This is a genomic window from Cohnella phaseoli, from assembly GCF_003386235.1.
Lineage (GTDB): Bacteria > Bacillota > Bacilli > Paenibacillales > Paenibacillaceae > Cohnella > Cohnella phaseoli.
In genome coordinates this window covers 49,981-74,131 of sequence record NZ_QRDZ01000034.1, presented here as the reverse complement: position 1 = coordinate 74,131, position 24,151 = coordinate 49,981, and the positions used below count along the sequence as shown (strand labels likewise).

The 24,151-nt window shown below is 52.9% G+C and carries 18 protein-coding genes; 4 read left to right on the top strand and 14 right to left on the bottom strand.

From position 1 onward, the window contains the following. Positions 1 to 10: 10 nt before the first annotated feature. The 4 genes from DFP98_RS31280 to DFP98_RS31265 all read right to left on the bottom strand — a co-directional run bounded on the left by DFP98_RS31280 (position 11) and on the right by DFP98_RS31265 (position 5,841). Positions 11 to 847, bottom strand: coding sequence for a carbohydrate ABC transporter permease (locus DFP98_RS31280; RefSeq protein WP_116064572.1), 837 nt, complete (start codon positions 845 to 847; stop codon positions 11 to 13). A gap of 14 nt (positions 848 to 861) precedes the next feature. Next, on the bottom strand, positions 862 to 1,809 hold the full coding sequence (locus tag DFP98_RS31275; RefSeq protein ID WP_116064571.1) for a carbohydrate ABC transporter permease: 948 nt from the start codon (positions 1,807 to 1,809) through the stop codon (positions 862 to 864). 89 nt (positions 1,810 to 1,898) lie between these two features. Then, positions 1,899 to 3,395 (bottom strand): ABC transporter substrate-binding protein, encoded by a 1,497-nt coding sequence (locus DFP98_RS31270; RefSeq protein ID WP_181918051.1) that lies wholly within the window; start codon positions 3,393 to 3,395, stop codon positions 1,899 to 1,901. Between the two features lie 211 nt (positions 3,396 to 3,606). Further along, on the bottom strand, positions 3,607 to 5,841 hold the full coding sequence (locus DFP98_RS31265) for a helix-turn-helix domain-containing protein (RefSeq protein ID WP_116064569.1): 2,235 nt from the start codon (positions 5,839 to 5,841) through the stop codon (positions 3,607 to 3,609). Positions 5,842 to 6,108: 267 nt separating this feature from the next. Between DFP98_RS31265 and DFP98_RS31260 the strand changes: the two genes are divergently transcribed. Then, positions 6,109 to 7,548: an extracellular solute-binding protein gene (locus tag DFP98_RS31260; RefSeq protein WP_181918050.1), complete on the top strand. Its 1,440-nt coding sequence runs from the start codon at positions 6,109 to 6,111 to the stop codon at positions 7,546 to 7,548. Positions 7,549 to 7,644: 96 nt separating this feature from the next. Here the strand turns inward: DFP98_RS31260 and DFP98_RS31255 are convergent, their stop codons facing one another. Beyond that, the gene (locus tag DFP98_RS31255) at positions 7,645 to 8,151 is read right to left on the bottom strand and encodes a GNAT family N-acetyltransferase (RefSeq protein WP_116064567.1); all 507 of its coding nucleotides are present in this window, start codon (positions 8,149 to 8,151) and stop codon (positions 7,645 to 7,647) included. Between the two features lie 235 nt (positions 8,152 to 8,386). On the opposite strand from DFP98_RS31255, the gene DFP98_RS31250 reads away from it, so the two are divergent. The 3 genes from DFP98_RS31250 to DFP98_RS31245 are packed head-to-tail and all read left to right on the top strand — an operon-like array spanning position 8,387 to position 9,516. Continuing rightward, positions 8,387 to 8,983, top strand: coding sequence for a Uma2 family endonuclease (locus tag DFP98_RS31250; protein WP_116064566.1), 597 nt, complete (start codon positions 8,387 to 8,389; stop codon positions 8,981 to 8,983). Positions 8,984 to 9,031: 48 nt separating this feature from the next. After that, the gene (locus DFP98_RS40060; protein WP_281275173.1) at positions 9,032 to 9,157 is read left to right on the top strand and encodes a hypothetical protein; all 126 of its coding nucleotides are present in this window, start codon (positions 9,032 to 9,034) and stop codon (positions 9,155 to 9,157) included. Then, positions 9,100 to 9,516, top strand: coding sequence for a Uma2 family endonuclease (locus DFP98_RS31245; RefSeq protein WP_342772523.1), 417 nt, complete (start codon positions 9,100 to 9,102; stop codon positions 9,514 to 9,516). The genes DFP98_RS40060 and DFP98_RS31245 overlap by 58 nt, the downstream gene beginning before the upstream one ends. Before the next feature lie 74 nt (positions 9,517 to 9,590). Here the strand turns inward: DFP98_RS31245 and DFP98_RS31240 are convergent, their stop codons facing one another. The 9 genes from DFP98_RS31240 to DFP98_RS31200 all read right to left on the bottom strand — a co-directional run bounded on the left by DFP98_RS31240 (position 9,591) and on the right by DFP98_RS31200 (position 24,059). After that, the gene (locus DFP98_RS31240) at positions 9,591 to 11,300 is read right to left on the bottom strand and encodes a glycoside hydrolase family 71/99 protein (RefSeq protein ID WP_116064565.1); all 1,710 of its coding nucleotides are present in this window, start codon (positions 11,298 to 11,300) and stop codon (positions 9,591 to 9,593) included. Between the two features lie 34 nt (positions 11,301 to 11,334). Next, positions 11,335 to 13,326, bottom strand: coding sequence for an FG-GAP-like repeat-containing protein (locus tag DFP98_RS31235; RefSeq protein ID WP_116064564.1), 1,992 nt, complete (start codon positions 13,324 to 13,326; stop codon positions 11,335 to 11,337). A gap of 28 nt (positions 13,327 to 13,354) precedes the next feature. Next, entirely contained in the window at positions 13,355 to 14,605 is a 1,251-nt protein-coding gene (locus DFP98_RS31230; RefSeq protein WP_116064563.1) for a Gfo/Idh/MocA family protein, read from the bottom strand. Positions 14,606 to 14,691: 86 nt separating this feature from the next. Next, positions 14,692 to 16,494 (bottom strand): type 2 periplasmic-binding domain-containing protein, encoded by a 1,803-nt coding sequence (locus tag DFP98_RS31225; RefSeq protein ID WP_116064562.1) that lies wholly within the window; start codon positions 16,492 to 16,494, stop codon positions 14,692 to 14,694. A 70-nt stretch (positions 16,495 to 16,564) separates the two neighbouring features. Next, on the bottom strand, positions 16,565 to 17,446 hold the full coding sequence (locus tag DFP98_RS31220; RefSeq protein ID WP_116064561.1) for a carbohydrate ABC transporter permease: 882 nt from the start codon (positions 17,444 to 17,446) through the stop codon (positions 16,565 to 16,567). A gap of 15 nt (positions 17,447 to 17,461) precedes the next feature. Next, entirely contained in the window at positions 17,462 to 18,349 is an 888-nt protein-coding gene (locus tag DFP98_RS31215; RefSeq protein WP_220377196.1) for an ABC transporter permease, read from the bottom strand. A gap of 131 nt (positions 18,350 to 18,480) precedes the next feature. Further along, the gene (locus tag DFP98_RS31210) at positions 18,481 to 20,265 is read right to left on the bottom strand and encodes a cache domain-containing sensor histidine kinase (RefSeq protein WP_116064559.1); all 1,785 of its coding nucleotides are present in this window, start codon (positions 20,263 to 20,265) and stop codon (positions 18,481 to 18,483) included. A gap of 27 nt (positions 20,266 to 20,292) precedes the next feature. Then, on the bottom strand, positions 20,293 to 21,912 hold the full coding sequence (locus tag DFP98_RS31205) for a response regulator (RefSeq protein WP_116064558.1): 1,620 nt from the start codon (positions 21,910 to 21,912) through the stop codon (positions 20,293 to 20,295). A gap of 20 nt (positions 21,913 to 21,932) precedes the next feature. Then, on the bottom strand, positions 21,933 to 24,059 hold the full coding sequence (locus DFP98_RS31200; protein WP_147310308.1) for a hypothetical protein: 2,127 nt from the start codon (positions 24,057 to 24,059) through the stop codon (positions 21,933 to 21,935). Between the last annotated feature and the right edge of the window lie 92 nt (positions 24,060 to 24,151).

Below are 24,151 nucleotides of genomic sequence, written 5' to 3'. Positions count from 1 at the left end.
TTCCCCTCGCCTACCCCTTAACGGCGCCTAGCGTGGCCCCTTCCATAATATTGCGCTGCAAAAAGATGTACATAAGTACCAAGGGGATCATCGTAATCATCAACCCGGCGAACAACGTTACCCAATCGGCTTTGTACTGCATAATCTGGCTAGCCTGATACATGGCCACTCCGATCGTATATTTGTCCGGATCTCCCAAATAAATGAACGGGCCCAGGAAATTATTGTATAATGCCAGAAACTTGAAGATCGCCACCGTCACGATTCCGGCCGTGCACAGCGGCAAAATGATTTTAAAGAAGATCTGAAAAATCGAAGCCCCGTCTATGGCCCCGCTTTCCTCAAGCTCCTTGGGTAACGATTGCATAAACCCGCTCAGCATCAACAAATAAAAAGCGATTTCGCTAAAGCTGTCGAGCACGACGATACCCGTCAGGCTATTCGTGAGATGCAAATCGCGCATTAAAATGTATTGAGGCACGAGCGCATTAATCCCCGGTAAAAACAGCGATAACATAATGACGCCCCATAGCAGCTTTTTCCCCTTGAATTCCAACCGGGTTAGCACATAGGCGTTGATTGCCGTCAAAAATGTCCCGACGATCAGGCTTACGCCAACATAATAAACCGTATTCAACATCGAGCTGCCGATCCCGTATTCCGTCCAGGCGTCTCCGTAATTCATCCACTGCAAATCGGTCGGAAGCTTCCATACATCATGGAAAAACTCCTGATTCGTCTTAAGAGATTCATAGAATACCCAAAGCAGGGGGAACAGGATCGAAACGGACCAAATCAGCAGGAGGACGTACCATGACGCATCGACGAACGTTCTTCTCTCTTGCACCGTTTTCCCTCCCCTTAGAATTCCGAATCCCGATTGGCAGTAAAGCGGTCTATCGTCAACTTCGCCGCGACGAGAATAATGAACAATAGCATGCCAATGGCGGATGCGTACCCGTAATTGTGAATGCCGCTGCCGAACGCGATATTGAACATATATAACCCGAGCACTTCCGTCGAACCCGACGGCCCGCCATTCGTTAGAATCAATATATTTTCAAAGCCTTTAAAAACTCCAAGCATTAAAAACAGAACTGCAATACGGATAATCGGCATGATAAGCGGGACCGTTATGTTGAACAGCCTAATTCGGTGGCTAGCTCCTTCAAGAATGGCGGCTTCGTACAGGGACTTAGGAATCGTGCTCATCGCATTCACGAAGATCACGAAATAAAAGCCGGCGGCTCCCCACACGGATGGCGGAATAATGGCCCATATGGCCGTGCCCGTCTCTCCCAGCCAATAATAATTACCGATATCCACCCCGAACAGGCGCAATCCGGCATTCAACAGCCCAAAGGATCCGTCATAGACGAACGCCCACAACAAGGAAATGGCTACCGTAGAAAGAATATTCGGAAAGAAAAAAATAACTTTGAAAAGAGAACTGAAGCGGTACCCTTTATTTGCGATTAAATAGGCCAGAATCAAAGAAATGAGAATGACCGCCGGCGTTACCGTCCCCATAAGAATCAGATTGTGACGCAGAGCTCGCCACACAAATTCGTCCTTCAACAGGTTTCCGAAATTGTCCAGGCCGACGAATACCGGTTCCTTGATTCCGTCCCAGTTCAGCAATGAATAGTAGACCGACAACAGATTCGGATACAACGTGAATACGATGTAACCTGCGAACATCGGAACCGTCGCCAATAGAATGAACAGTCTTTTCTGAAACTTGGCCTTGCGATTCCAGTTAACGCCAGGAACGGCGGCATTCGCGACCGGATTGGAAAGCTCACTCATCTGGATGTCGCTCCTTCTAAGATTCACGGAGCGCCGGATTTTCCGGAGCTCCGTGACGTTTTACGGTTTATGGCGATTCCGCGCCGCTATTATTGCTGAGCGGCAATCGCTTTGACAAGCAAATCCTCGGCCTGCTGAAGCGTCGGCAGCGGTTCCTTCTTGCCGGAAGCGATTTCGTTCACGGATTCTTCCATGAGCTTCCTTGCTTTCTCCGCGTTCGTATCGGTCAAAGATTTATTGCGCGCTTCGCTGTTGCCTTTAACGGAGTTATTCGCCATGTATTCCAGAACGGCTTTCGGAGCATCCTGCAGCTTGTCAACGAGTGCCGCGTCGTTCATGAAATCGCTGCGAATCGGCAAACCTCCCGCTTTCTCGGCGTAAAGTTGCTGAACGTCCAAGTTCCATAGCCATGCTAGAAATTCTTTCGCCCACTTTTTGTTCAAATCCGGTTTGTTCGCCCAAATAAAATGACCGCCGCCCGCGAAAATCTGATAGTATTTCGTACTTTCCGGGTTGTCCCCCATAGGAGCGAGCATAAATCCCCATTTAAACCCGTCAGGGATGGAATCTTTCATTTCGTTCTGTACCCATTCCCCCGTCGAGGCCATCGCCGCCTGCCCTTGCAGCAGTTGCATTTGCGATTGCGTATGGGTTAATGCCGCGACCCCGTCCGGGAATGCTTTTTTCTTCGCGAGCTCGTACACCTTATCATATAAGCTCACGCTTTCCGGAGAAGCGTAGAAAGGCGCTTTGTAATTTCTGTAATCGTCATTGAACTTTTCCAAGTTACCGTTGATTTCGGCCAATTCGAACATTTGCGAAATACCGAACGTAAATCCTAAGTAAACTGGATATTTTCCGGGGTAGCTAATCGGAATAAGTCCGGCTGCCTTGATCTTATCTACGAGTTCGGTAAATTCGCCCCATGTTTTCGGATTCTGGTTCCAGCCGTTCTGCTCGAATAGCGTTTTGTTGTAAAACAAACCGGTAACGCTTTGCCCGTAAGGAAGCGCATACATTTTATCCAAAATAAGCGTTCTACCTTCATAAATGCCGGATTGTACCTCCTTTAACGTCTTGCCTTCATTATCGAACGCTTTGTGATCCCACAAGTCGTCCTGCGGTTCCAACTTGCCCGCTTCCGCCAAACTTGTCGCCATGGCAGGGCCGCCGCCGGGGAGAAGCGTAGAGAAAATATCGAACATATCCTCGTCATTCCCTGCCGATATTTTTGTGCCGATGATCGTATCGATCTTCGGCGAATAGGTCGTGTCGAAGCTGACATTCGGAAACCTCTTCGTAAACGTGTCGATGGCGTAATCGATCCATTCCCTGCCGCTTCCGTTTTCCCAATAAGCAAACTTCAGCGTTACCTTCTCGTCTTTAGGCAGTCCGTTCTCCGGGTATACATCGGACTCGCTTGCTTCCGAGCTTGCGCTTGGCTCTGTGCTTGCCGACGCACTTGTCGTAGCGCTTGCCTCCGGGCTGCCGCTGCCGTTCTCTTTATTGCCCGTGCAAGCTGCAAGCATGCTTACGATAATCAAACAAATCAATGCCGCGCTCCATCGTCTAGCTGTTTGAAACATGTGATGAACCCTCCCAGAAAATTGGTTTGTGCTGCCTTCACAAAGTAGCATCCCGTTTAACGCCCGGTATATAGATCATTGTTCTTCGGATAGACATAAAGGCACATAACGGCCGTTTTCCGCCGATAGACGATAAGTCTTCAATAGACAATTTGCCCGAAAACAACGGTCGAACAATGAAAAAAAGAAGCCTTGCGGCGCTTGCAGGGCTTCATTCGGAGCTTTTCTTGCGATATTGGCCAGGCGTTTCGCCGAACTGTTTCTTGAATACGCGAATAAAGGTAAGCGACTGATCGTAACCGACGGCGCGCCCGATATCCTGTATTGTATGGGGCGTCTCCTTCAACAGTCTCGCCGCATTCTCCATACGGATTTCGGTTACGAATTCAATGAACTTCGAGCCGAAGGCTTCCCGGAACAACCGACTTAAGTACTTCGGATTAAGTCCGAAAGCATCGCTCAGATGGGTAAGCGACAGCTCAGGATTTCCGTAATTTTCTTCAATGTAGCTCTTGATCTGATGAACGAGCTGATGCGAGGATTTGCTTTCGCGAAGCTTGCCGATTCTCTCGAAGGCTTGCCGAAGAATTTCCCGGAATGCCGAGTAAACCTCTTCCTGCGTTTCCTCTTCGATCGCCCTTGACAGGGACGGTTGGATATCCCTCATCCACAGATCGTTCAACTCTTCCGGCAGCTCGGCCATTTCCTTCTGCAAGTATCCGATCAACACCTGCATGAGGCTGTGTAGATCGTCCCGCGTATAGAGCTGCTTTTGGAGCGTTACGAACATCTCTTCGTAATACTCTTCCCACTTCTCGTCGCCTAGACGGAACGATTGACCGATCATTCGAAAATATTGCAGCTGCATGAACAATTCGCCCTTAGGCTTGGACGCCATATGCTCTTGCGCGATAATTCGGTTCATACCTAACGACGATTTGTATCCCACGGCGTTGACGGCTTCCCGGAAAGACTCCCCGGTCATCTCCAATTCTCTAGAGAGCTGTCCGACGCCTATCGTAATTGTGAAATCGAGATTGCCCTCCACCCATTCTCGCAGCTTCTCGCAAATATCGCGCACCTCCGGTTCTCCTTCATCCCCGTGAAACAGGAACAGGATCCCCATTTTCGAGCTTGAGATCCATTCCGTCCATACGGTGAACGGCTTGTTCTCTACCAGTTCTTTAACGGATGCGCCCAAAATGTATTTTAGTAAATGCTGATCTCTGCCGTACTGAGCGGTAAACTCGGCGTAATGATCGATCTCGACAATCGCGACAAGCGAAGAAGAGACGGGCTTCTCGATTCCCAAGCGGGTCATCTCTTCCTCGATATAGCGGCCGAAGTTGGCCGTCGCATTGGCATTCTCGATTAGGCTCAGAAATAGATGCCGTTTGTGGTACACGGACATCTCCTTATGCTGCTCCTGCAGCGCATTCGATTCGTCGAACAGGTCCTCTATCGTCGATTCAATCAGCTTGAATTCGTCTGCTTGCTCGGCTGCTGCGGCCGGCAGGGGAGCCGCCCGTTTCCCTGAGATCAGACTGATCAACGTCTGAATCGGTTTATAGTGACGCCTGGAGACATAGATGATCCAGGCAAATCCGGCAATTACGATGAGGGATGCTATCGCCATCCATAGGTAGAACAAAGACGACACGAATTCCAACATACCGCCGTTCCGATTGCCGCTTGAGACAATCCACCCCGTCTTCTCGGAGACGGCGGTAGACAGCACCTTGCCGGGGTTAACGTCCGAGGACGCGCTTCCTTCCTCATCGTCTAGCGAAACGATGGGGCGATGATCGGCGTCGTTCAACCGTACGAACGTCGTCCGTTTGTCGGCCATGCTTGCAATCCATTCGCCGAGGGCGTCGATGCGAACGTTAACGATCAGGAAGCTGAGATTTTGCAGATTTGTATTTTTAGCTAGGCTGACGACTCTTGTCGCTTCGTTCTCGCCATTCGTCGAAGGCAACGTTCTGGCCGTCCACGAGTAAGCAGCGCGACTATTAAAAATGAGTCCAATGTATTGCTTGTCCGGAAACTGATCAAGCAGGGTCAGCGTAGAGGTGGTCAGCACGGTTTGATCCGGCGCGCGGTACAAATAGATCGAATCGATAACCGGGTTGTTTTGCAGCAATTCTTTTAACGTCGAAACGGCCTGGATATCGGTATACTTCCGATGCTCCCGGGAATTGTCCGAGAAGAACTGCTTCAGCCTGTCGTTGTTCTGAATCTCGTAGAATAGCAAGGAATCGATAGCCTCCAGCCGGTTATCGATCAGCTTGACGATATTCTGAGAGAGCGCTTGGCTCGCTTTAACGGAGGCCTTCTTGGACATTTCGCTCAGCGTTAAGTAAGTCATCAGCAGCAAGCTTAAGCTAATGATAAAGAAAACGGGCAAATAAGAGAGCAGCAGTCTATTAAACCAGTTCGTCTTCATAGGCTCTCCTCGTATCGGCAGCCGGTGCAGCCAAAATAAATGCGTGGCGGGGCGTTTCTTTTACGCTAGAAATCAATTAACATTATTAAAGCACATCTCATGCACGACCATCAATCATCCGTTGGAGGGGACTACATGACTCGAGGCCGTCCCTTGTTGGTCTTAATGTTATTTATGGTCGCTGGCCTGTCCGTCCTAGTTTGGATCCTATTGGGGCAGAGCAGGCAATCGGACGATTCGGTTTTCGCTCGTTCGGATGACGGAAGAATGAGTATTCATATTTTTGTACCCTCGCCGCTAAGCATGAAATCTCCCGATGCGAATGACGATTTCATCCTCAAGACGATAGAAGACAAATTCAATGTTCGCCTTCGGGTCGAGTCCCGAATTCCCGGCAACGACTATAACGCAGCCATCGAGGAAATGCTGCTCGCCAACAATCCGCCCGATATGTGGATCGATCGTTCCAGTGACGGTGCCTCCAAGCTGGCGCTAGACGGAGTACTCGCCGATATGACCTCTTTCGTTTCCCCGCTGACTATGCCGAATTATTTTAAATACTGGGCAAACGAGAAGGAACTAAGGCAATATACGATTCATAACCGCTTCTATCGCGCCCCCGTGCCTTACGACAAAAACGTCTATCGGAGCTATTACATTCGCCGGGACTGGCTCGAACGTCTCGAATTGGAGATTCCTCGAACCTACGACAACTATTTGAACGTGCTTCGCGCCTTCACATTCGACGATCCGGACGGCAACGGCAAGGACGATACCTACGGCTTCACAACCTCAGGCAACAATTCGAGCCTGTCGACCGATTGGCCCGAATACGTCAAGAACGGCCTGATCTACCCCGCCTACATGGAAAATAACAAGCTCGTCGACATGACTTCGGATTTGCGGATCGGACAAGTCGTTGACGATATTCTTAAGGTCATTAACGAGGGAGTTGTCGATCCGGATTGGTTTTTCAACTCCGGGACGGATCACATCGACAAAGCCGTGCAAGGAATAGCCGGTATCGTGCTGGGCGAGAGCGTCGATTTCGCTCTGGACGCCAATCCGGCTAGTCTTCAATCGCGAACGCGCCAGTCCAATCCGGAGGCCGACTGGGTACCGTTTAATCCTTTGGGCGATCAACCCTTAAGAGCCGGCGTCTCGCCCGAGTATCCCTTTGTATTCTCCAAGATGACGGCGGACAAGCATCCGGAGAAAATGAAAAAGATCGTGGAAATACTTGACTGGTTGGCCGGCGAAGAAGGCTTTCTCCTGACGCATTATGGCATCGAAGGCGAGCATTACGCTCGTAGCGGGAACGCGATCACGCTGCTTTCGCGGAATGAGGAAGGGCTGCAACGCTCGCTCGGCGACATGAATATATGGACCTTCTTCACACCGGAGACGCCCAGCGTTCTCAATCTCCAGGTCATCGACCCCGCGCTGACGAATCGGGATAAGGAGATCAAGAGCTATCTTGCCCGAATGCCGGTCAAACAGAAGCTCGGCACTGCCCTGACTCCGCCTGTCGGCATCGACGTGGCCGCTTTTCGCTCCCGTCAGAACGAGCTGCAGGTCAAGATGCTGTTTTCTGATCAATCGGGGGCTCAATGGCCCGCATATTACGAAGAGCTTATGAGCCAACATGACGGGTACCAGATCATCCGAAACTTCGAGAAGCAGGTTAAGGATGCTGCTAAAGAATAGAGATGAATACAACTTGCCGACATCCCAAAAACACCTCCGCAAAGCTGAACACGATCACGCGTTCCTTTTCGAGGTGTTTTTGGCTCCGTCCCCCATTTATTCGATCCCGATTTCTTTCTCCATAATATAATCATCCATTACGTAGCCTCCGCCAATATCCGCCACTTGCTCGCGAACGGTTCGAAAGCCTTTTTTCTCGTAGACGGCAATGGTGGAGGCGTTGTGCCGATTCACGGTAAGCCAGATCGCGCCCAGCTTGCGCTGCCTGCATAGCTCCTCCAGGAAGCTCATCGCTTGGCTCGCATACCCTTGGCCCCTGTGCGCCTTGAGAAGGTAAAACTTGCTCAGCAGCAGCTTCGTCCCCTCCGGCTTGATCCCTATATACCCGACGTTGCGTCCGTCCGCCTGCATGAAGTTATACTCATAGCCTTGGCGCTCGATTTGGTCTGTCATGGCATGAACGGATTGAAACTTGTCCAGCATATATTCGATCTGCTCAGTCGTAATGATGCTAATGAAGTACTCGTGCCAAATTTCGGAGGCTAGCTCCGCTGCAGCCTCAATATTCTCTCTTGTTTCTACTTGCCGAAATGAAAGCTTCATGGCGCTCCATCCTTCCTCTTGCTTTCTCTTTATCCTACCTTCTCGGTCGATCTGTCGCAAATCGCAAAATGCATAAGCACCACGGCAAGCATTACCGCTACCGCTACCAATTGACAGCCCCTGATGAATTCGGCATAATAAAGGAAATAAAGTCGAGGAAGCACCTCCCAAAGCCGGACACGTTCACGTGTTTCTTTGCGGGGTGCTTTTTGATTAGGAGACGGAGGTGGGGAAAATGAAGAAGAAAACTTACGAGGAATTGGTGAAGGAGTCGCCCGTGACCTACGAGATGTACGCGAACATGGAGGATGACGGCAACCGTTACGAGATTTCGGACGGGGTGCTGGAGCTGATGAGTCCTTCTCCTCTATTTATTCATCAGCTGTTGCTCGGAGAAATTCTGTTCAGGCTGAATGCAAGCTGCCGAAATGAGTTTATTGTTGCAGTTGCGCCGCTCGATGTGATTCTCTCGGATACCGAGGTTCGACAGCCCGATCTCGTTATGGTACACATGAGCCGAACGCACATTATCAGTAACCGTGGCATTAACGGCGCTCCCGACCTCGTCGTCGAAATTACGTCCAAGCACTCTCTTAAACGGGACAAGCTGACAAAGCGCAACGTATACGCCAAGTACGGGGTGCGCGAGTATTGGATCGTCGACCCGTCCAACTTTACTTTGGAGCAATATGAATTACACGGCGACTATTATGAGCTGGTCGATGTCTATTCCGGAGAGGAAACAATTCAGTCCCAAACCGCTCCCTGCGTTTCTTTCAGCATGGACGAGCTTGTTCGCAATCTGCCCGTTCCGCCGGATCAGTTGACATAGCCGACTGGCAGCGCCGACTCCGAGTTTCCCAAAAAAGGAAGGTTTGGAATGGAGAAAAGCAAAAAAGCCACAGACAAAGTGAAGGAGCAGCCGGCAACTTACGAGACTTATGCGGCATTGCTCGACGACGGGAACCGTTACGAGGTCATCGACGGGGTGCTGGAGCGCCGCTAGATGTTATCTTGAGCAACACGAACGTCGTGCAGCCCGACGCGCTCATGATCCATCGCAGCCGAAAGCACATCGTCACTTCCCGAGGAATAGAAGGTCCGCCGGATCTGGCCGTGGAGGTTCTCTCCCCAAGCTCTCAGAAACGGGACAGGCTGAAGAAGAGAGCCGTATACGAGAAACACGGCGTCCCGGAATATTGGATCGTCGATCCCGAGTCTCGGACGTTAGAGCAGTTTCGCTTGGATGAGCGCGGGAAGTATGAACTAATCCAGCTATACGAAAATGACGAGCAGGTCGTCTCAAGCAAGCTCCCTTGCGTCTCCTTCACGGTCAGCCGGCTATTCGAGGATGTGCTGCAATGAACTCGAGAAGCCTCCGCCCGTACAACAAAACCAAGCCGGTTCGTCGTAACAGCCCCGAACCGGCTTGCCTCATTTTACAGCTTCGTTACGATCAGCGGGTCTCCGATCAAGAAAGCATCGTAGGCCGTCGTGGCCTCGTCGCCCAGCTTCTCCTGTCCCCAGCCGACCTTAAAAGCCAATTCAATCGATTGGCCGGCGTACTTGGACAAATCGATGACAACCTTGCTCTTCCATCCCGCTTCTCCTGTGACCCACTGGGTATCCGTCGTTCGACCATTCACGATTACTGACGATACGATCCCATCGCTGAGTGTGTTGACTTTACCGGGGTAATACGTGAGGTAAAGCTTTTTCGCTTTCGGAAGCTTCACTGCAACCTTCCCCAAGCTCCAGCCCTTCGAATCCAGCCATGCAGGGTGAGCCTTGAATCCTTTGCGTACGATACGCTGCTTCGGATCGACGATCTGGGTGAACATCGGATCGAGTCCCGATTTTTTAATGTCGTAAAATTCTGCCCCGTTGGACATGCCCTGTACTGTATTCCCATTTTCCAATAGCGTCTCGTAGCCCCAGCTTTTCTTTATTCCTTTGAAATCGTCTACCCAAGTTTGAAAGACATCTACTGCGACGTTTTTATCGGGCTTCTTCGCCTCGTCCTTCAAAAACTTCCCTGTGAAATAAGCTTCGGGGACAACGATTACGGGTTTGCCGTGAGGAGCCGCGGATTGCTCGATCATCCTCCCATTCTCGTACTTATAGATTTGCTTGCCGTTCTCCGGCTTGTAATAGAAATCTTCCAGGAAGCCCTGTCTCAAGCTGGCATAGCCTTTCGTAATTTGCTCGTACCAATCGGGCGTTGGCGTCCCGTAAGCGTCTACCCATGGCTTCACGTCCGTACTGCGGGGAGTAATTGCTTCAATGCCGATTTCTTCCGCATGGTCGTTAAAGGACGCGATCACGATCATTTCCGGACTTCGTTTAACCGCCTCCGTCCATAGATCGGTATACAGCTTGCCGTCTTCGCGGTCGATCGGAGTCGTCGGCCTTCCTTGATGCGCCGTTCCCCAGCCAGGCATGACCCCGAACACTTCCTTGTTTGGAACGTATTCGTTGAACACCCAACCCCATAATCCCGTATCCGGAGCGACGCTGGCCGCATCCCCCGTCGATCCGGTCGCCCAGCGGACGGTAAATCGTTCGTCATCCCATTTGTAGAACCAGTCCGGGGTCGTGTAATCGACAAGCAGCGGCTTGCCTTTCCAGTAATAATAGGAAGGCCGGTTCGCGTACTGCTCGTAAATCAAATCGACTTCCTTCATGTGAGCTTCTTCGCTATTGCCGGCGTATTGCCCTGCTCCAATCGCAAAAGCAAGCTTAGGCGCAGTCCCCTCCGGCATGCTCTCGACCACGTCAAAAATAGTCTCGATGTTGTTCGCGATGTTCCCTCCGTCGGCAAAGTGGCTGTTCGTATCGTCCAGAATGACATAGTCGATGCCCGCTTGCTTGATCCACTGCATATGCGTGCGGATAATGTGCGGATCGTCGGATGCATAATCGCCCAGCACCGGACGATAACGCGTCCAATCCTGCCAATGATCCGAATAAGGCTTCTCGTCGTCCCACCAAACGGTATACCAGATTCCAATCTGTGGATGAAAACCGGCATTCGTCAACTTTTTCGGAAACTTATCCGTTTCCTTAATCGGCTTCGCATTGGCCGCACCTGCGCCAATAGATACAAGGATGCTTAGCAACAGCAATACGCCTCCAAATTTTCTTCTCATCCTGTTCGTCCCCTTCGCATCGGTTTATTCCTTTCTACTGGGCCAGCAAATCCTCGATCGCCTGCTTCGTCATATTCCAATACATATCCGGATCCTGCTGTCCTGCGCCGTTCAGCCATTTCTCGCTCGGAGCTTCTAGCATGCTCGTGTCGGCTGGTTGAACGGCGGTTTCCTCGGCAAATTCATTAAACGAGTTGATGACGACTATTTTAGGATCTTGGATGAGTACCCGATTCCAGCCCAATTCGGTATAAAAGCCGCCTCGAACTCCATTGTAGGTTCGTGATATCCAATCGCCCACGTTATTGTTATGACCGGGCATGACCACCATTGTATCGGCATTGGCCTGTGCTCCCAGCGGATAGCTCCATCCGAAGTACAAGCCGTAATCAGAGACCGGCGGAGTTCCCCCGAAAACCGCCCCGGGCTCCCATGGTACCTTGCCCTGTATCCAGCGGACGGTAAAGCGATTGGATTCCGTTTTGTCTCCGCTCCACCCCTCCCACTGGAGTCGGTCGGCATATTCCGCATAGGATACGATCAACGGCTTTCCGTTTAAATAATAGTAGTTGTCGGAACCGCCATATACGGGGTGATTGGCGAACTCGTCCCATACGATCTCGCTCTCGTCCTCCATTGTTTGCGGAAGATGCGTGCTCTGCATCGCTCCTACTGCAATCGCGTATTTGATCGGCCGATGGGACGGATTCGCGTTCCAGATAGCGATTCTGCCTGCCAGCGCAGCAGCCCGTTGCTTAATATAGCCGTTATCTACGTTGATTCCGTTCGTCTCATCCAGGATCACGAAGTCTATTTTGGCGTCAGCGAGCATAGCCAGGTGCTCATCGATCACCGCAGAGTCTCCGCTATCGTAAGTCGAGAAAACCCCGTTCGTTCTGGGAACGTACTTGATCGGTCGGCTGTTCGGCAGAAGCCCCCCTTCCCATGTATTCCATAGGTTCGGTTTGAAATAATAGAGATCGGCGGGAAGCGCTTTCCATTGTCCCGATGCCGGAAAGAAGGCAACCGGAGCTTCCGTTCCGTCGCCGAACACGTCAGCTAGCCATTGCTTGCCTGATCCGTTGCCATGCCGTATCTTCCAATCCTGAGCGCTGCCAAACGAGGCTCCGCTTGATAATGCCCGGTACCAGTTGCCATTCGGGTTGCTGTCGGATTTATAGACAACGGCATCCGCTTTCCCGTCGCCATCCGTGTCCCCGACGAACTGGGCGGATGAACCGCTTCCGAATCCGTTCTTCCAGCGGGTATAGCCCTGAAAGGCATTCGCGCCGTTCGATAACGCCGTCCACCAGCTTCCGTCCTGATCGAAAAAGACGATGGAATCGGCCTTGCCGTCTCCATTAACGTCCGCCAGCATTTGATTGCCGGAGCCGACGCCATGCCCGGAGATCCAGCGGCTTTCTGCGCCGAAAGCGTTGCCCGTCGACGGAGCGACCCACCAGTCTCCCGCATTCCCGTAATACGCGATGGCATCCGCTTTCCCGTCTCCGTTCACATCGGACAGCATGCGTTTGTTAGCCCCGATTCCGAAGCTTTGCTTCCATTTGGAGTAGCTCCCAAAGCCGGAGCCGGTAGACAACGATACCCACCAGCTTCCGTCCTGCTCGAAATAGACGACTGCATCCGCCTTGCCGTCCCCATTGACATCTGCAAGAAATTGATCCGCCGAGCCATAGCCGTGCCCCGTTACCCACATACTCGCGGCGGAAAACCCGTTGCCGTTCGAGAGCGCCACCGTCCACTTCCCGTTCGAGCTGTCATACAGGACGGCATCCGCTTTGCCGTCTCCATTCGCGTCGCCGAGCAGTTGGTTTGTAGATGCCGTCCCCAAATTTTCCGCCCATACGTATGCGCCTTCTTTGGCATACCACGTGCTATACCAGATCCCGATTTGAGGAGGAACGTCCGCGGCCGATGCCCGAACGTCCCCCAACATTCCTGCTGCAATCGCTGCCGCGAGCGATATAACCGCAAGACGTCTAAATCCCCTAAGCTTAATTCGCATGCATGCCCATCCCCCACCCGTTATGAAGTTAAGCGTTCGAATGAATCTCTAAAGAATACTTGCCGTCGTAGTCTGAAGATGTACCGGAAGAACCGCCGATCCAGCCGCCGTTCGTAAAATCGGGGAAGCTGACCGCATTCCCTCCAAGCGCCACCGATTGCTCCGACAAACAGGTCACGGCCATCCATGCCGCCGTATCGTAAACGTCGATCGGCGTCGGTCCACGGCTAGCTACGCTTTCAATAAAGGCGCGCAGGCAGAGATAGTCCATTCCCCCGTGACCGCCGCGCACGCCTTCCTGCCGATACCACTGCCACAGTGGATGATCGTATTCCTCCATGTACTTCCCAAAGGCTTCCCATTCGTGAGGTCGGCTGCGCCCTTCGATATGGATCGATCCGTTATCCTCCATCCAGATTCCGCGAGTGCCCTGCACTCTGCCCGCTCTGGAATATGGACGGGGTAGTGTCGTGTCATGGGTGAGCAGAATCGTCTCCCCGCGAGCGCAGCGAATCATCGTCGTCACAACGTCTCCTTGAGCGAAGTCGGCCTTTGCCGCCGGATGATCCGGTCCGAGATTCTCCCGCGCCCACAAATTAATTCCGCGAGCCTTGGAGGACATCGATGATAGAGTCATAAAGCGATTGCCCCGGTGGATATCCAAATATTTCGCGATCGGGCCGATTCCGTGCGTCGGGTAGATCTCCCCGTTCCGCCGCAAATAATTGCGGAGACGATAATGCCGTTTCTCTTCGCCGCTGGCAACCTCGTCCCTCAGATCGTGCTCGTAGCCGCCTTGGCAGTGAATTAGCTCTCCGAAAAGGCCTTGCTTGGCCATATTTAGAAGCGCCATTTCCTCGCGGCCGTAGCAGCAATTTTCCAGCAGCATACAAGGCGTTCCGGTCTCCTCGAAGGTTCGGACCAACTGCCAGCATTCTTCGAGAGAGGATGCTCCCCCAGCTTCCATGCCGGCATATTTGCCCGCCTTCATCGCTGCCACGGCAATCTCCGCATGACTGGTCCAAGAGGAGGCGATAATGACGCCTTCCGCGTCGCTCTCATTCAACAGGTCTTGATAGCGCAAGTAAAGGCCGGGAGCCGATCTCCCCGTTTCTTCGATTAAGGCCGCCGCCTCGCGCATCCGGTCCTCGTACAGATCGGAGACGGCCGCGATTTCCACATCCTCCATGGCCAGCAGTTCCTGAAGCAGTCCCGTTCCCCGGCTTCCGACGCCGACGATGCCGAGCTTGATTTTGCGAATGTCTTGAGTTCGATTCATGATGCTCCTCCAATGCGTTCAGGGCTGTCCCCATTACAGGGGACAGCTCCGTTCTCTAATCGCGCCGCTGTATTGCCGCTCCTCGGTTACTTGACGCCCAGCGACACCTGGAACTTCGGCTTCATCTCCTCGATGCCCGCCTCGTATCCGCCTTTGTCGTTAAACTCGGCCACAAGCTTATCCCAAGCCTGGTTAAATTCATCCTCGTTCTTCGACATTATCAGTTGAGCCGTCTTCGTCGTACGGAAAGTATTCCAGTAGTATTGCGAGGTTTCGTTCGATTTCAGCCCGCTAGCCGGAAGCACCGTTCCGTCTAGACTTAGCTTCGAGGCGCCCGCTACGACGCGCAAATCTCCCCAAGCGTCGAATTTCGTAGGCTCCGTATGATAGGTCTTATTGTTATAGAAGGTGGCCGGAGCGGTCAGGAAGGCTTTGCTCGTATTGTTGATGCCGTAATACTCCGCCGTCTTGCCGCCGACCCCCGTCTCCGTACCGTCCAGGGAAGCTATCAACTCCTTGTCCTTGAACACCCGACGACCGTCGACTTTTTCATACAAGCCTGCGCTCTCGGGTCCCCACGCCGTAATCTCCATCGCTTCCTCCGACTGGAACCAGTCGAAATATTTCAACAGCCGAGGGATATCCTTAAAGCCTTTTTTAACTAAAATATTGGTGAAGCCTGCCGGATAATCCGCGTCGATATAGGAAGGGTTGCCTGTCTCAAGCTCGTATTGCGACTTCGGCCAAGCGATCGGACGCATGTCGTAATCCGGATTCAGCTGCGCCAGGTTTTGGCGGACGGCATTGAAGTCAGGAGCGAAGAACGTGACGGCCACCCTGCCGGACGCCGTTTTCTCCTGTAATTGCTCCGGCTTCTGGATCAGATAGTCCTTATCCAGAATTCCGTCGCTGAACCATTTGTACAGATGCGAATAATACTCCTTCATGAACGGATTGTTGATCCACCCTGTCACCTCTTGGGTCGTCGGATTCGCATAATAACCGCCCGACGGCGCATAAATCTGGCTCAGATGGTAAGCCCCCCAATCGGGCAGCTCTAGCGGAATAACCGACTTCCCGTTTTCTTTCAGATCGAGCGCTTTAATGTCGTAGAGCAGCTTTTCGAACTTCTCGGGCGTATCGATCGCCGGCTCTACGGCCAAATCCGCCTCCGTCAATCGCCGAGGGTTCGCATCCAGCTCGGCCTGCAGCTCCTTCACCTTCTTGAACTTATAGCCCAGCTTCTCCAAAATATCCTCGCGTACGAACAAGTTCTGAGCGTAATGAGGGCGATAGTGGATGTCGGCATCGGTAAGAGCTTTCACATCCGGGTTGGACTGATCCGGCGTCGCGTTTGTCGGCAGCGCGATCAGCTTGCCGTCCTGCATCAGCATATTCCAGCCGGTATCGGACACAAACTTGTCCGTATTGACCAGCAAGTCCTTGTACGGCGTCAGATCCTCGAATGCTCCCGTTGCGTACAGCACCGAAAGGTTCGGATTGTCGGCCAGGACGACGTCAGGCAGATTCCCTGCCGCGATCAGCATGTTGATTCGTTCGACCGGACTCGTTCCCGCGGAAAAAATAATATCTTTGACCTTGATGTTGAACTTATCTTCCACGTAAGGAGTGACCACGTCGTTCGGATTGTTGTATCCGAACGGCGCCGTCGGATGGACCGTGTCCAGGAAGGTGTATTCGAGAAGCTCTTCCTTCACCGGCGTCTCCGCAGCTGCGGAAGGCGACGAGTCGGTAGAAGCGATCGGACTTGGACTTGCTTCCAAAGACGCGGCTCCGTTGCTTCCTCCGTTCGAACAAGCCGATAGAAGAGAAAGAGACAAAGCGGATGCTAGAGCAAATCTGGTAAAACGATGCTTCGTGTTTGACATTGTAGATGACCTCCTGTGTATGTCTATCTATTCCTCTTCCGCCGGCGGAAGTTAAAACCCGTAAAGTCCTTTATCCCTTCACTGCGCCCAGCATCATCCCTTTAATGAAATAACGCTGCATGAACGGATATATAAACAGAATCGGAAGCGTGGAGACCATCAGCGTCGTCATCTTGATCGCCTCCGACGAAATCGTCGTTTTGTTTTGCGACATTCTCATAATTTGCTCGACCGTCGTCGCCTGCGACTCGAGGATGATTTTGTACAACAGCGTCTGAACGGGCAGCAGGTTCTGCTTCGTCACGAACAGCAGCACGTCGAACCACGAGTTCCACTGCGCCACTCCGGCGAAGATCGCCAGCGTGGCCAGAATCGGCAAGCTGGACGGAAGTACGATCCTGAAGAAGATCCTCGCTTCTCCTGCGCCATCCATGGCGGCCGACTCCTCCAGCGACTTCGGAATCTGGTCGAAGAACACCTTGGCCAGAAGCATATTAAACGTGCTGAACAGCGCCGGCAAAATATACACCCAGAACGAATTGGACAAGCCCAACTTCACGATAACCACATAGTAAGGCAGCAAACCGCCGCTAAAGAACATCGGAATCATGAAGTAGACGAGCCAGCCCTTCCTTCCTTTCAAATACCGCTTCGACAGTGCGTAGGCGACCATCGTGGTAACGATGATATGAGCCAGCGTACCGATGACTGTCCGGGCCACGGAGATGCCGAAGGCGTTCAGGATGCCGCTGTTCGTCAACACGACCTGATAATTGTACAACGTCGGCTTGACCGGGTAGAAAGTCAGCGTTCGGGCCGAAGCGGCCACGCTGTCGCTGATCGAATACAAGAACACGTAAAGGAACGGATACAGCATCAACAGGCATAAGACGGCAAGCGCCGCATAGTTGAAGATAGCGAACCATCTATCTCCGCGAGAATACGTTTCCATCTGTTTCACCTCGTTCTACAGCAGTTTGGTCTCATTCATTTTGTTGGAAAAGAGATATCCGATGACGACCAAAGCCGCCGCGATCAGCGAACGGGCAAAACCGATTGCCGTAGCGTACGAGAAATGAGCCATCTGCACGCCTGTCCGATAAATATACGTATCGATCACGTCCGCCTTCGACTGTACGAAGCCGTTCATGAGGTTAAATACCGCCTCGAAGTTCACGGTGAACAACGAGCCGAGCGAAAGGACGAACAAAATCGCTATCGTCGGCAGGATGCAGGGTAGCGTTATCGAGATCATCCTTTGGAACCTTCCGGCTCCGTCGACCATGGCCGCGCTGTGAATTTCGGGATCGATGCCCGTAATCGCCGCCAGGTAAATGATTGTATTCCATCCGACGCTCTGCCAGATCGAAGTGACGATCAAAATCCCCCAAAAGTAATCTGGGTCCTGCATAAAGTTGATCGGCTCCAGCCCCAGCTTAACGAGCAGCAAATTGACGATGCCGCTTTCCGACTCCAGCAAGCGATAAACCAAGCTGGAAATAAAAACCCATGTTATGAAGTGCGGCAAATACGTAATCGACTGCACCAGCTTCTTAACCCTCGTGCTTCGTACCGCATCGATCATCAAAGCAAGAATAATCGGCGCGGGGAACCCGAATAAGATCATCAGGCCTCCAATCGCAAGAGTGTTGCGAAGCGCGTTGTAAAACTCGGGATCGGACAGAAAATTCCGAAAGTGCTCCAACCCCACGAACTCTCCGCCCAGAAAACCTCCCGTCACCTTGTAATCCTGAAACGCGATGATCAATCCGACCATCGGCGCATAGGAGAACAACAGAACGGCAACCGCTCCGGGAAGCAGAAACAAATATAGAACCCGCTGCTTCCACAACATCCTCCAAAGCTCCAAACTTCTCCTCCTCCAGTACGACTTGTTGTCATACCGTAAGTATAGAGGCGGAGGGAGGGCGGAAACAGATCACGATTCACCGATCGGCAGTCACATTTCAACGCTATGAAAGCGCATTATTCAAGTGACGACTCGTACTCGGCAGGCAGCCGCAGCGTTACCCTCGTTCCCGCTCCCGGACGGCTCTCCACCTGAATTCCGTACTCTTCGCCGAGGCCGAGGAGAATCCGCTTGCGCACGTTCAGGAAACCGTAGCCCCGATAGCTTGGCCTGGCCTGTTCCGAACGATTGATACGGTCCGTCTGCTCCGGAGCCATGCCGACGCCGTCGTCTATAATCTCGACGATGATTCTCCCGCCTTCCTTCGTTCCGCGGATCAAGAGACTTCCCTGTGCCTTTTTCGGCCGTAGGCCGTGAACAACCGCATTCTCCACGATGGGCTGCAGCAGCAGATGAGGAATTCCCATCGCCATGATGTCCTCCTCGAACTCGATTGTCTCTTCGAATGCCATATTGTACGTAAACCGGAGAATCTTCGTATATTCGCCAATCAAACGCAGCTCCTGCCCGAATGTTGAACGACTGTCTCCATGATTCAGAAAATGCCTGAAAAAGCGAACGAGCGCCTCGCTTACGTCGCTGATTTCCAAGGCGTCCGCTTTCTTGGCTTTCCACTGGATCGTCGCCAAGGTGTTGTAGAGCAAATGCGGATTGATCTGTGCTTGCAGCAGCTCTACTTGCAGCGACGACTTCTGCACCTGCAAGCGCACCCGTTCTTCCGTCGTGATTTTCAAAGCCTGAATCAATTCGTTAAACGTAGCGTCCAACTGCCCGATCTCATCGCGCCCGGCAATGAGCTGCAGCGGTTCGTTCCAGTTCGATTTCACGCGGTTCATCTTGCGGATGACCAGCTGCAGCCTCCTTGTCGTCAGGTGGGCGATAAATACGATCAGCACGAGCCCCAGCAACAGACTGACGACAAGAATCAAGGCGACGGCGTAACCGATCGGCTTCAGCGGCTTGGTCACGTCCGAATAAGGCATCAGCGCCGCCAGATGCCAGCCGGTTGCCGTCGATTCGATCGACGCGAACAAGAACTCCTGCCCTTCGATCGTTCTTTTCTCGACTTGCTCGCGACTGTCGCTAGCGCGAAGCAGCGCGACATCCTTCTCCGGCAGCATAGCGCCGGATCGGCTGCGAATCTCGTCGCCCGAGTCGCCCAACAGAAACAGCACCGAGCGGGAACCCTCGTTATTTTGCTGAAGCAGCTTGACGAACACTTCTTCCGGAATATGAATCGATAGTACGCCCAGCTCTTTAAGATCGATGAAGGAGGTCAGCAGACGATGGATGGAAATGTATTTGCGGCCGCTCTCTTCGTGAACCCATTGCCACTGGTACTTTTCCTTGGATTGCCTGAGTTCCTGTACCCACGTTTTTCCTTCGATTTCCTTAATATCTTTAAGAATTCCGCTGTCCTTCGGCAGCGTCTCGTTCGGGGTATAGATCGTGACGTTGATCAGCTCGCTGCCTTTCGTAGAAGCGTAGGTCATATCCATTAGCACCGGCTCGAGCACTTTGGACAGCTGGTTCTGATAGGCGTCGTACACGCTGTACAGATCGCCGTATTGGGTTCTCAGGAAATTTTGCAGATGGGTGTTGGAAAAGATAATTTCCGATTTGAGGAAGTAGGAGTCGAGCTTGGAGTCGATTAACGCTCCCGTTTGCTTCAAGTTTTGCAGCAGAAGCTGCCTATTGGTCTGCTCCAAGCGGTTCTTGGAAATCGTGTAGATGATCAGACCGGATGTGACCACGACGAATCCGATGAGCAAAGCGAAAGCGAGGATTAACTTGTGCTTTAACCCCCAGTTTCGAAACCGCCTTAACAATCGATCGCTCATGTAAGCCACTCCTGTTCGTTCTGGATGCTAACGCTTGGACTTCTCTCGATATTCCTTGGGAGTCACCCCCGTATAATGCTTGAAAACGTTGCGGAAATACGTCTCATGGTTGTATCCGACCGCCGTCGTAATGTCGAGCACCTTCCTGTCCGTGTCCGTCAGCAGCGCTTTCGCCTTCTCAACCCGAACCTTCGTCATATATTCCAGAAGCGTCTCTCCCGTCTCCTGCTTAAACACTTGGTTCAAGTAATTGGGGCTATAGTGGAGGTGATCGGAAATTTTTTTGATCGTGATCGCTTCTTGATAATGCTGTTGGATATACGCTTTGGCTCCTTCCGCGATCCCGCCCGGCCCACCGCTGTCGCTTCCGATCAAACGAAGCACGGAAGTCAGAAAATCCGTCAGCCATTCCCTTGTCTCCTGAAGCGTTCCCGCGCGAACAAGGCTTTCCCAGGAAATCGATGCGTCGCCCCTTCCCGCGAACGGGTCGACCCTGCGCTCCCCGAGCCATTGACCGCAATACGCGATCGCCGCAAAACAAACGCCGCGGATTTCCGCTGGCGAATGGCGATCCGCTTGCGCGAAGAGCCGGCCGACAAAACGCTCGACCTCCTCCGCATCGCCTTCGTTCAAGACGCGAAGCATTTGCTCCCGCAAATTGACCGGCCAGCCGGCTTCCGGTCCGACCGACCTCTCTTCGATATCGCAAGCGCGAATCATTTGCCCGTATCCTCGATAAAATTTGTGCGACAGAGCTCGGATCGCTTGACCTACCGCTTCGTCGGTCTGCGCCAGCCGCCCGAACGGTTCGCCAATGACAACGGAAACGGCGACATTCTCGGCTTCCATACTGGCGATCAGCTTCTCGGCCCGGCGAAACCCCTCTTCCAAACCCATTTCCGGAGTCGTCTCGCGAGAAAAAGCGAGCAGTACGATCCAGCGCTCGTCTCCGTAGCCCGACCATAAGCTTGGGCAATCCGCAATGCTTGAGGCGACGAGCTCCCCAAGGCGCAGCGTTCGCATTTCGCGGGCGTCCGGCGCTTCGGCCGTTTCCGAATGCGGGCGGTCGATTTCAACCCCCATAATCAAATAAGATCCTTCCGGAAACGGCAAGGAGTAGAAGCTTAAGCTGTCCCGAATCCGTTCTTCGTTCCAATGCCGGCAAGCTCCCGAGAACAGCTCCCTCTTGAATTTGTCCGCCAGCAGCGGCAGGCTTTCGCGCAGCCGCTCCTTAAGCCGCATTTCCCGTTCGGCGGCTTCGCTTTCTTTCCGTTTCTTAGCGATAATCGAATTAAGCTCCGCGAGCAGTTCTTCCTTAAAGATGGGCTTCAGGATAAAAGAAGCGGCCCCGAGTTGCACGGCGCGTCTCGCATATTCGAATTTCTCGTAAAAGGTGAAAAAGATGACGTGAATATCGGGATACTGCAGCCGGATGCGCTCGGCCAGCTCCAGCCCGTCCATAAGCGGCATCTCAATATCCGTAAGCACGAAATCCGGGCGCTGGACCTCAATGGCCTCAAGCGCCTCCAGCCCGTCGTCGGCTTCGCCGGTGATGACGAGGTCGAGATCGGATTCCCCCACCATTTCCTTCACATTCTCCCGTTCCACGAAAAAATCGTCGACCAAAAGCAGCTTATAAGGTGCCATGTTTATCGCTCCAATCGATTCTATTTCGGGATGATTTCAAATAGCCGGGTTTCGTGCAGCTTCATGTGGATGGTAAATTCCGCTGCATCGCGGCTGATTAACTCTCCGTTCATCGCGTCATGCACTTCGTGAGGCTCATTTAGGTACAAGGTTTTTAAACCCGGCGTTGAGGCGTGGATACAGAGATAGGAAGCGCTTGCATATATGACGTCGTCCGTGTCCGTATAGAGGTGAACGCCCTCCCGATAGGCGATCGCACGCAGCAGCGACGAAGGCAAATCCGGGGCGGACGAGAAATAGCGGGTTGCTCCGCCGGACGTTTTGGCGGCAAGGCCGCAGTCGCCCGTTCCCTGAATTCGGCCTAGAGAGACCGCTTCCGGATCGTCGACGGCCCAGATCGGATCGATCGGCATACGCAGCCCGTATTCGTTGAATTCCAGCGGCACATTTGGGAAAAAGCGATCTGCCTCGGGATGCTTCTCAACGACGGCATGCGGATGGTTCGAAGAGTCGATTCGCTTCAATTGAAACCCGGTCCAACGGTTGATCTTGTCTTGCTCGCAAGCTTGAATATCCTTCGCAACAAATGCGGTCGAGTAGGTCCAAATAATGCATTTTCCTTGTCCGGCAATGCTTTCCGCCGCCTGCTCGAATTCGGGGGAAACGAGCATTGTATTCAGAAATAGATAGATTTTATAGTTCCGTTCACTAGCCGCGACCAAGTCCGAAATATCGTAAATATGATAGGGTGCCCCCATCAACCCAAGACCCTGGCGCTGCAGGTAAGTCCAAGCGTTGGCGAGGCCCGTACCCGGCCGAAGATAGGCATAGGCTTTCTCGTCCACAATTACGGCGATTTCCGCGCGAAGCCTTCGATCCGGAAGGTTCAAAGAGCTTTCCCCGATGCGCTGAAACTGCGCCATCATCGCCATGATCGCCGAATCGGCGAACCAACCGCCCCACATGTCGAACCACCACTGTCCTACTCCAGCCGTTAAGCATTTCCCGAAATTCTTAAGCAGCAGATCGAGAGAGGCTTGGAGCGTCGCAGGCCCTTCCCATACGCCTCCCTCGTATTTCCCCGGCGGGCAGATCGAGGGCCGGGCCTCGCGCAGCGGACGCGTGAGGAACGTGCGCGTATCGCATTCCATCCATAACATTTTACCATGCAAAGCGATAGATTCGGCGACGGACATAAACGGCCAATCGATACCGGGCCGCCTGACTCCGAGATAGCTGTTCGGGCTGCTGAAGAAATCGATGGACGGCTCGCGCAGCAAGCTCCGCAGATCGTGATGGCCCGCGCGCGGATCGGTGATCTCCAGCGAATAACCGTAGAAGACGCCTACGATCAGCCGATCGTTTAGTTGACGCTTGACCAGCCGGGCGAAATAAGCGATCGCGTCCGCGACCACTTCGCCGAGAAACAGCCGGTAATCGATGAGCAAAACCTCCTCAGCCGGGCTTAGCAGGGCGCTTTGTTCGTCATCGTCCGGAAGGGTCAATGCCGCGATAAGCTCTTCATCGGTTTGCGTAGTCCGTTCTCCATGCCGCTCGGGTCTCCACGCTCGGAAAGCCTCAAGCGCACGTGAACTGAAATCCGCGTTCGGCCAGCCGTGATACGCCCATTCCTCGGTTCCTCCCGCCGCGATCTGGTACCCGATAATGTGCCGACGATACTCGCTCTGCTCGAGATAACAGATGATTTTCGTCAAGGCGACGCCTGCGTCCTCCCTCCACCGTTCGGAAACGAACGATTGCCTTAGCTTGACGCCGTTCGCTAACCGGTTTAGTTCATTGGGACACTTCTCATCCCACCATTCGGGCATGTCCAGATCGATTCGCGGAAAGATAAGCGCCTCCGGATTCGCTGCCAGCACCTGTCTAAGATCGTCCTCCAATGGCGAGAAATTCAATTCCTTCTCGCAGTCCCATAGCCCCGTGCGAAACGGGCCGATATTGGAATCCGTATTGATTCCTCTTCCCGCAAGATACACCGGAACAGAGTAAATTCGGATACCCGCCGCCGCAAAATCCTCATAACGGGCGCGATCGTCGAGGTAAGATACATACGCATTGGCATATACCGGCTCTCCGTTCACGAACAGCGTCGGAACGCCGCCGAGCCGCTTGATTTCCGTATACATTCGTCGCTTCTCCTCCTCGCGCGGAGGCTCCTTTTCGGAGACCGTCGAACCTTCCGCGTCTTCGTGAAGAAAATGTACCACCACTTGCACAG

Excerpts from the sequence above, each read along its gene's own strand:
- DFP98_RS31240 (WP_116064565.1), bottom strand. The coding sequence starts at position 11,300 with ATGAGAAGAAAATTTGGAGGCGTATTGCTGTTGCTAAGCATCCTTGTA.
- DFP98_RS31260 (WP_181918050.1), top strand. The coding sequence starts at position 6,109 with ATGAGTATTCATATTTTTGTACCCTCGCCGCTAAGCATGAAATCTCCC.
- DFP98_RS31230 (WP_116064563.1), bottom strand. The coding sequence starts at position 14,605 with ATGAATCGAACTCAAGACATTCGCAAAATCAAGCTCGGCATCGTCGGC.
- DFP98_RS31270 (WP_181918051.1), bottom strand. The coding sequence starts at position 3,395 with ATGTTTCAAACAGCTAGACGATGGAGCGCGGCATTGATTTGTTTGATT.
- DFP98_RS31210 (WP_116064559.1), bottom strand. The coding sequence starts at position 20,265 with ATGAGCGATCGATTGTTAAGGCGGTTTCGAAACTGGGGGTTAAAGCAC.
- DFP98_RS31250 (WP_116064566.1), top strand. The coding sequence starts at position 8,387 with ATGAAGAAGAAAACTTACGAGGAATTGGTGAAGGAGTCGCCCGTGACC.
- DFP98_RS31205 (WP_116064558.1), bottom strand. The coding sequence starts at position 21,912 with ATGGCACCTTATAAGCTGCTTTTGGTCGACGATTTTTTCGTGGAACGG.
- DFP98_RS31275 (WP_116064571.1), bottom strand. The coding sequence starts at position 1,809 with ATGAGTGAGCTTTCCAATCCGGTCGCGAATGCCGCCGTTCCTGGCGTT.
- DFP98_RS31215 (WP_220377196.1), bottom strand. The coding sequence starts at position 18,349 with ATGTTGTGGAAGCAGCGGGTTCTATATTTGTTTCTGCTTCCCGGAGCG.
- DFP98_RS31235 (WP_116064564.1), bottom strand. The coding sequence starts at position 13,326 with ATGCGAATTAAGCTTAGGGGATTTAGACGTCTTGCGGTTATATCGCTC.
- DFP98_RS31200 (WP_147310308.1), bottom strand. The coding sequence starts at position 24,059 with ATGTATACGGAAATCAAGCGGCTCGGCGGCGTTCCGACGCTGTTCGTG.
- DFP98_RS40060 (WP_281275173.1), top strand. The coding sequence starts at position 9,032 with ATGGAGAAAAGCAAAAAAGCCACAGACAAAGTGAAGGAGCAGCCGGCA.
- DFP98_RS31225 (WP_116064562.1), bottom strand. The coding sequence starts at position 16,494 with ATGTCAAACACGAAGCATCGTTTTACCAGATTTGCTCTAGCATCCGCT.
- DFP98_RS31220 (WP_116064561.1), bottom strand. The coding sequence starts at position 17,446 with ATGGAAACGTATTCTCGCGGAGATAGATGGTTCGCTATCTTCAACTAT.
- DFP98_RS31265 (WP_116064569.1), bottom strand. The coding sequence starts at position 5,841 with ATGAAGACGAACTGGTTTAATAGACTGCTGCTCTCTTATTTGCCCGTT.
- DFP98_RS31255 (WP_116064567.1), bottom strand. The coding sequence starts at position 8,151 with ATGAAGCTTTCATTTCGGCAAGTAGAAACAAGAGAGAATATTGAGGCT.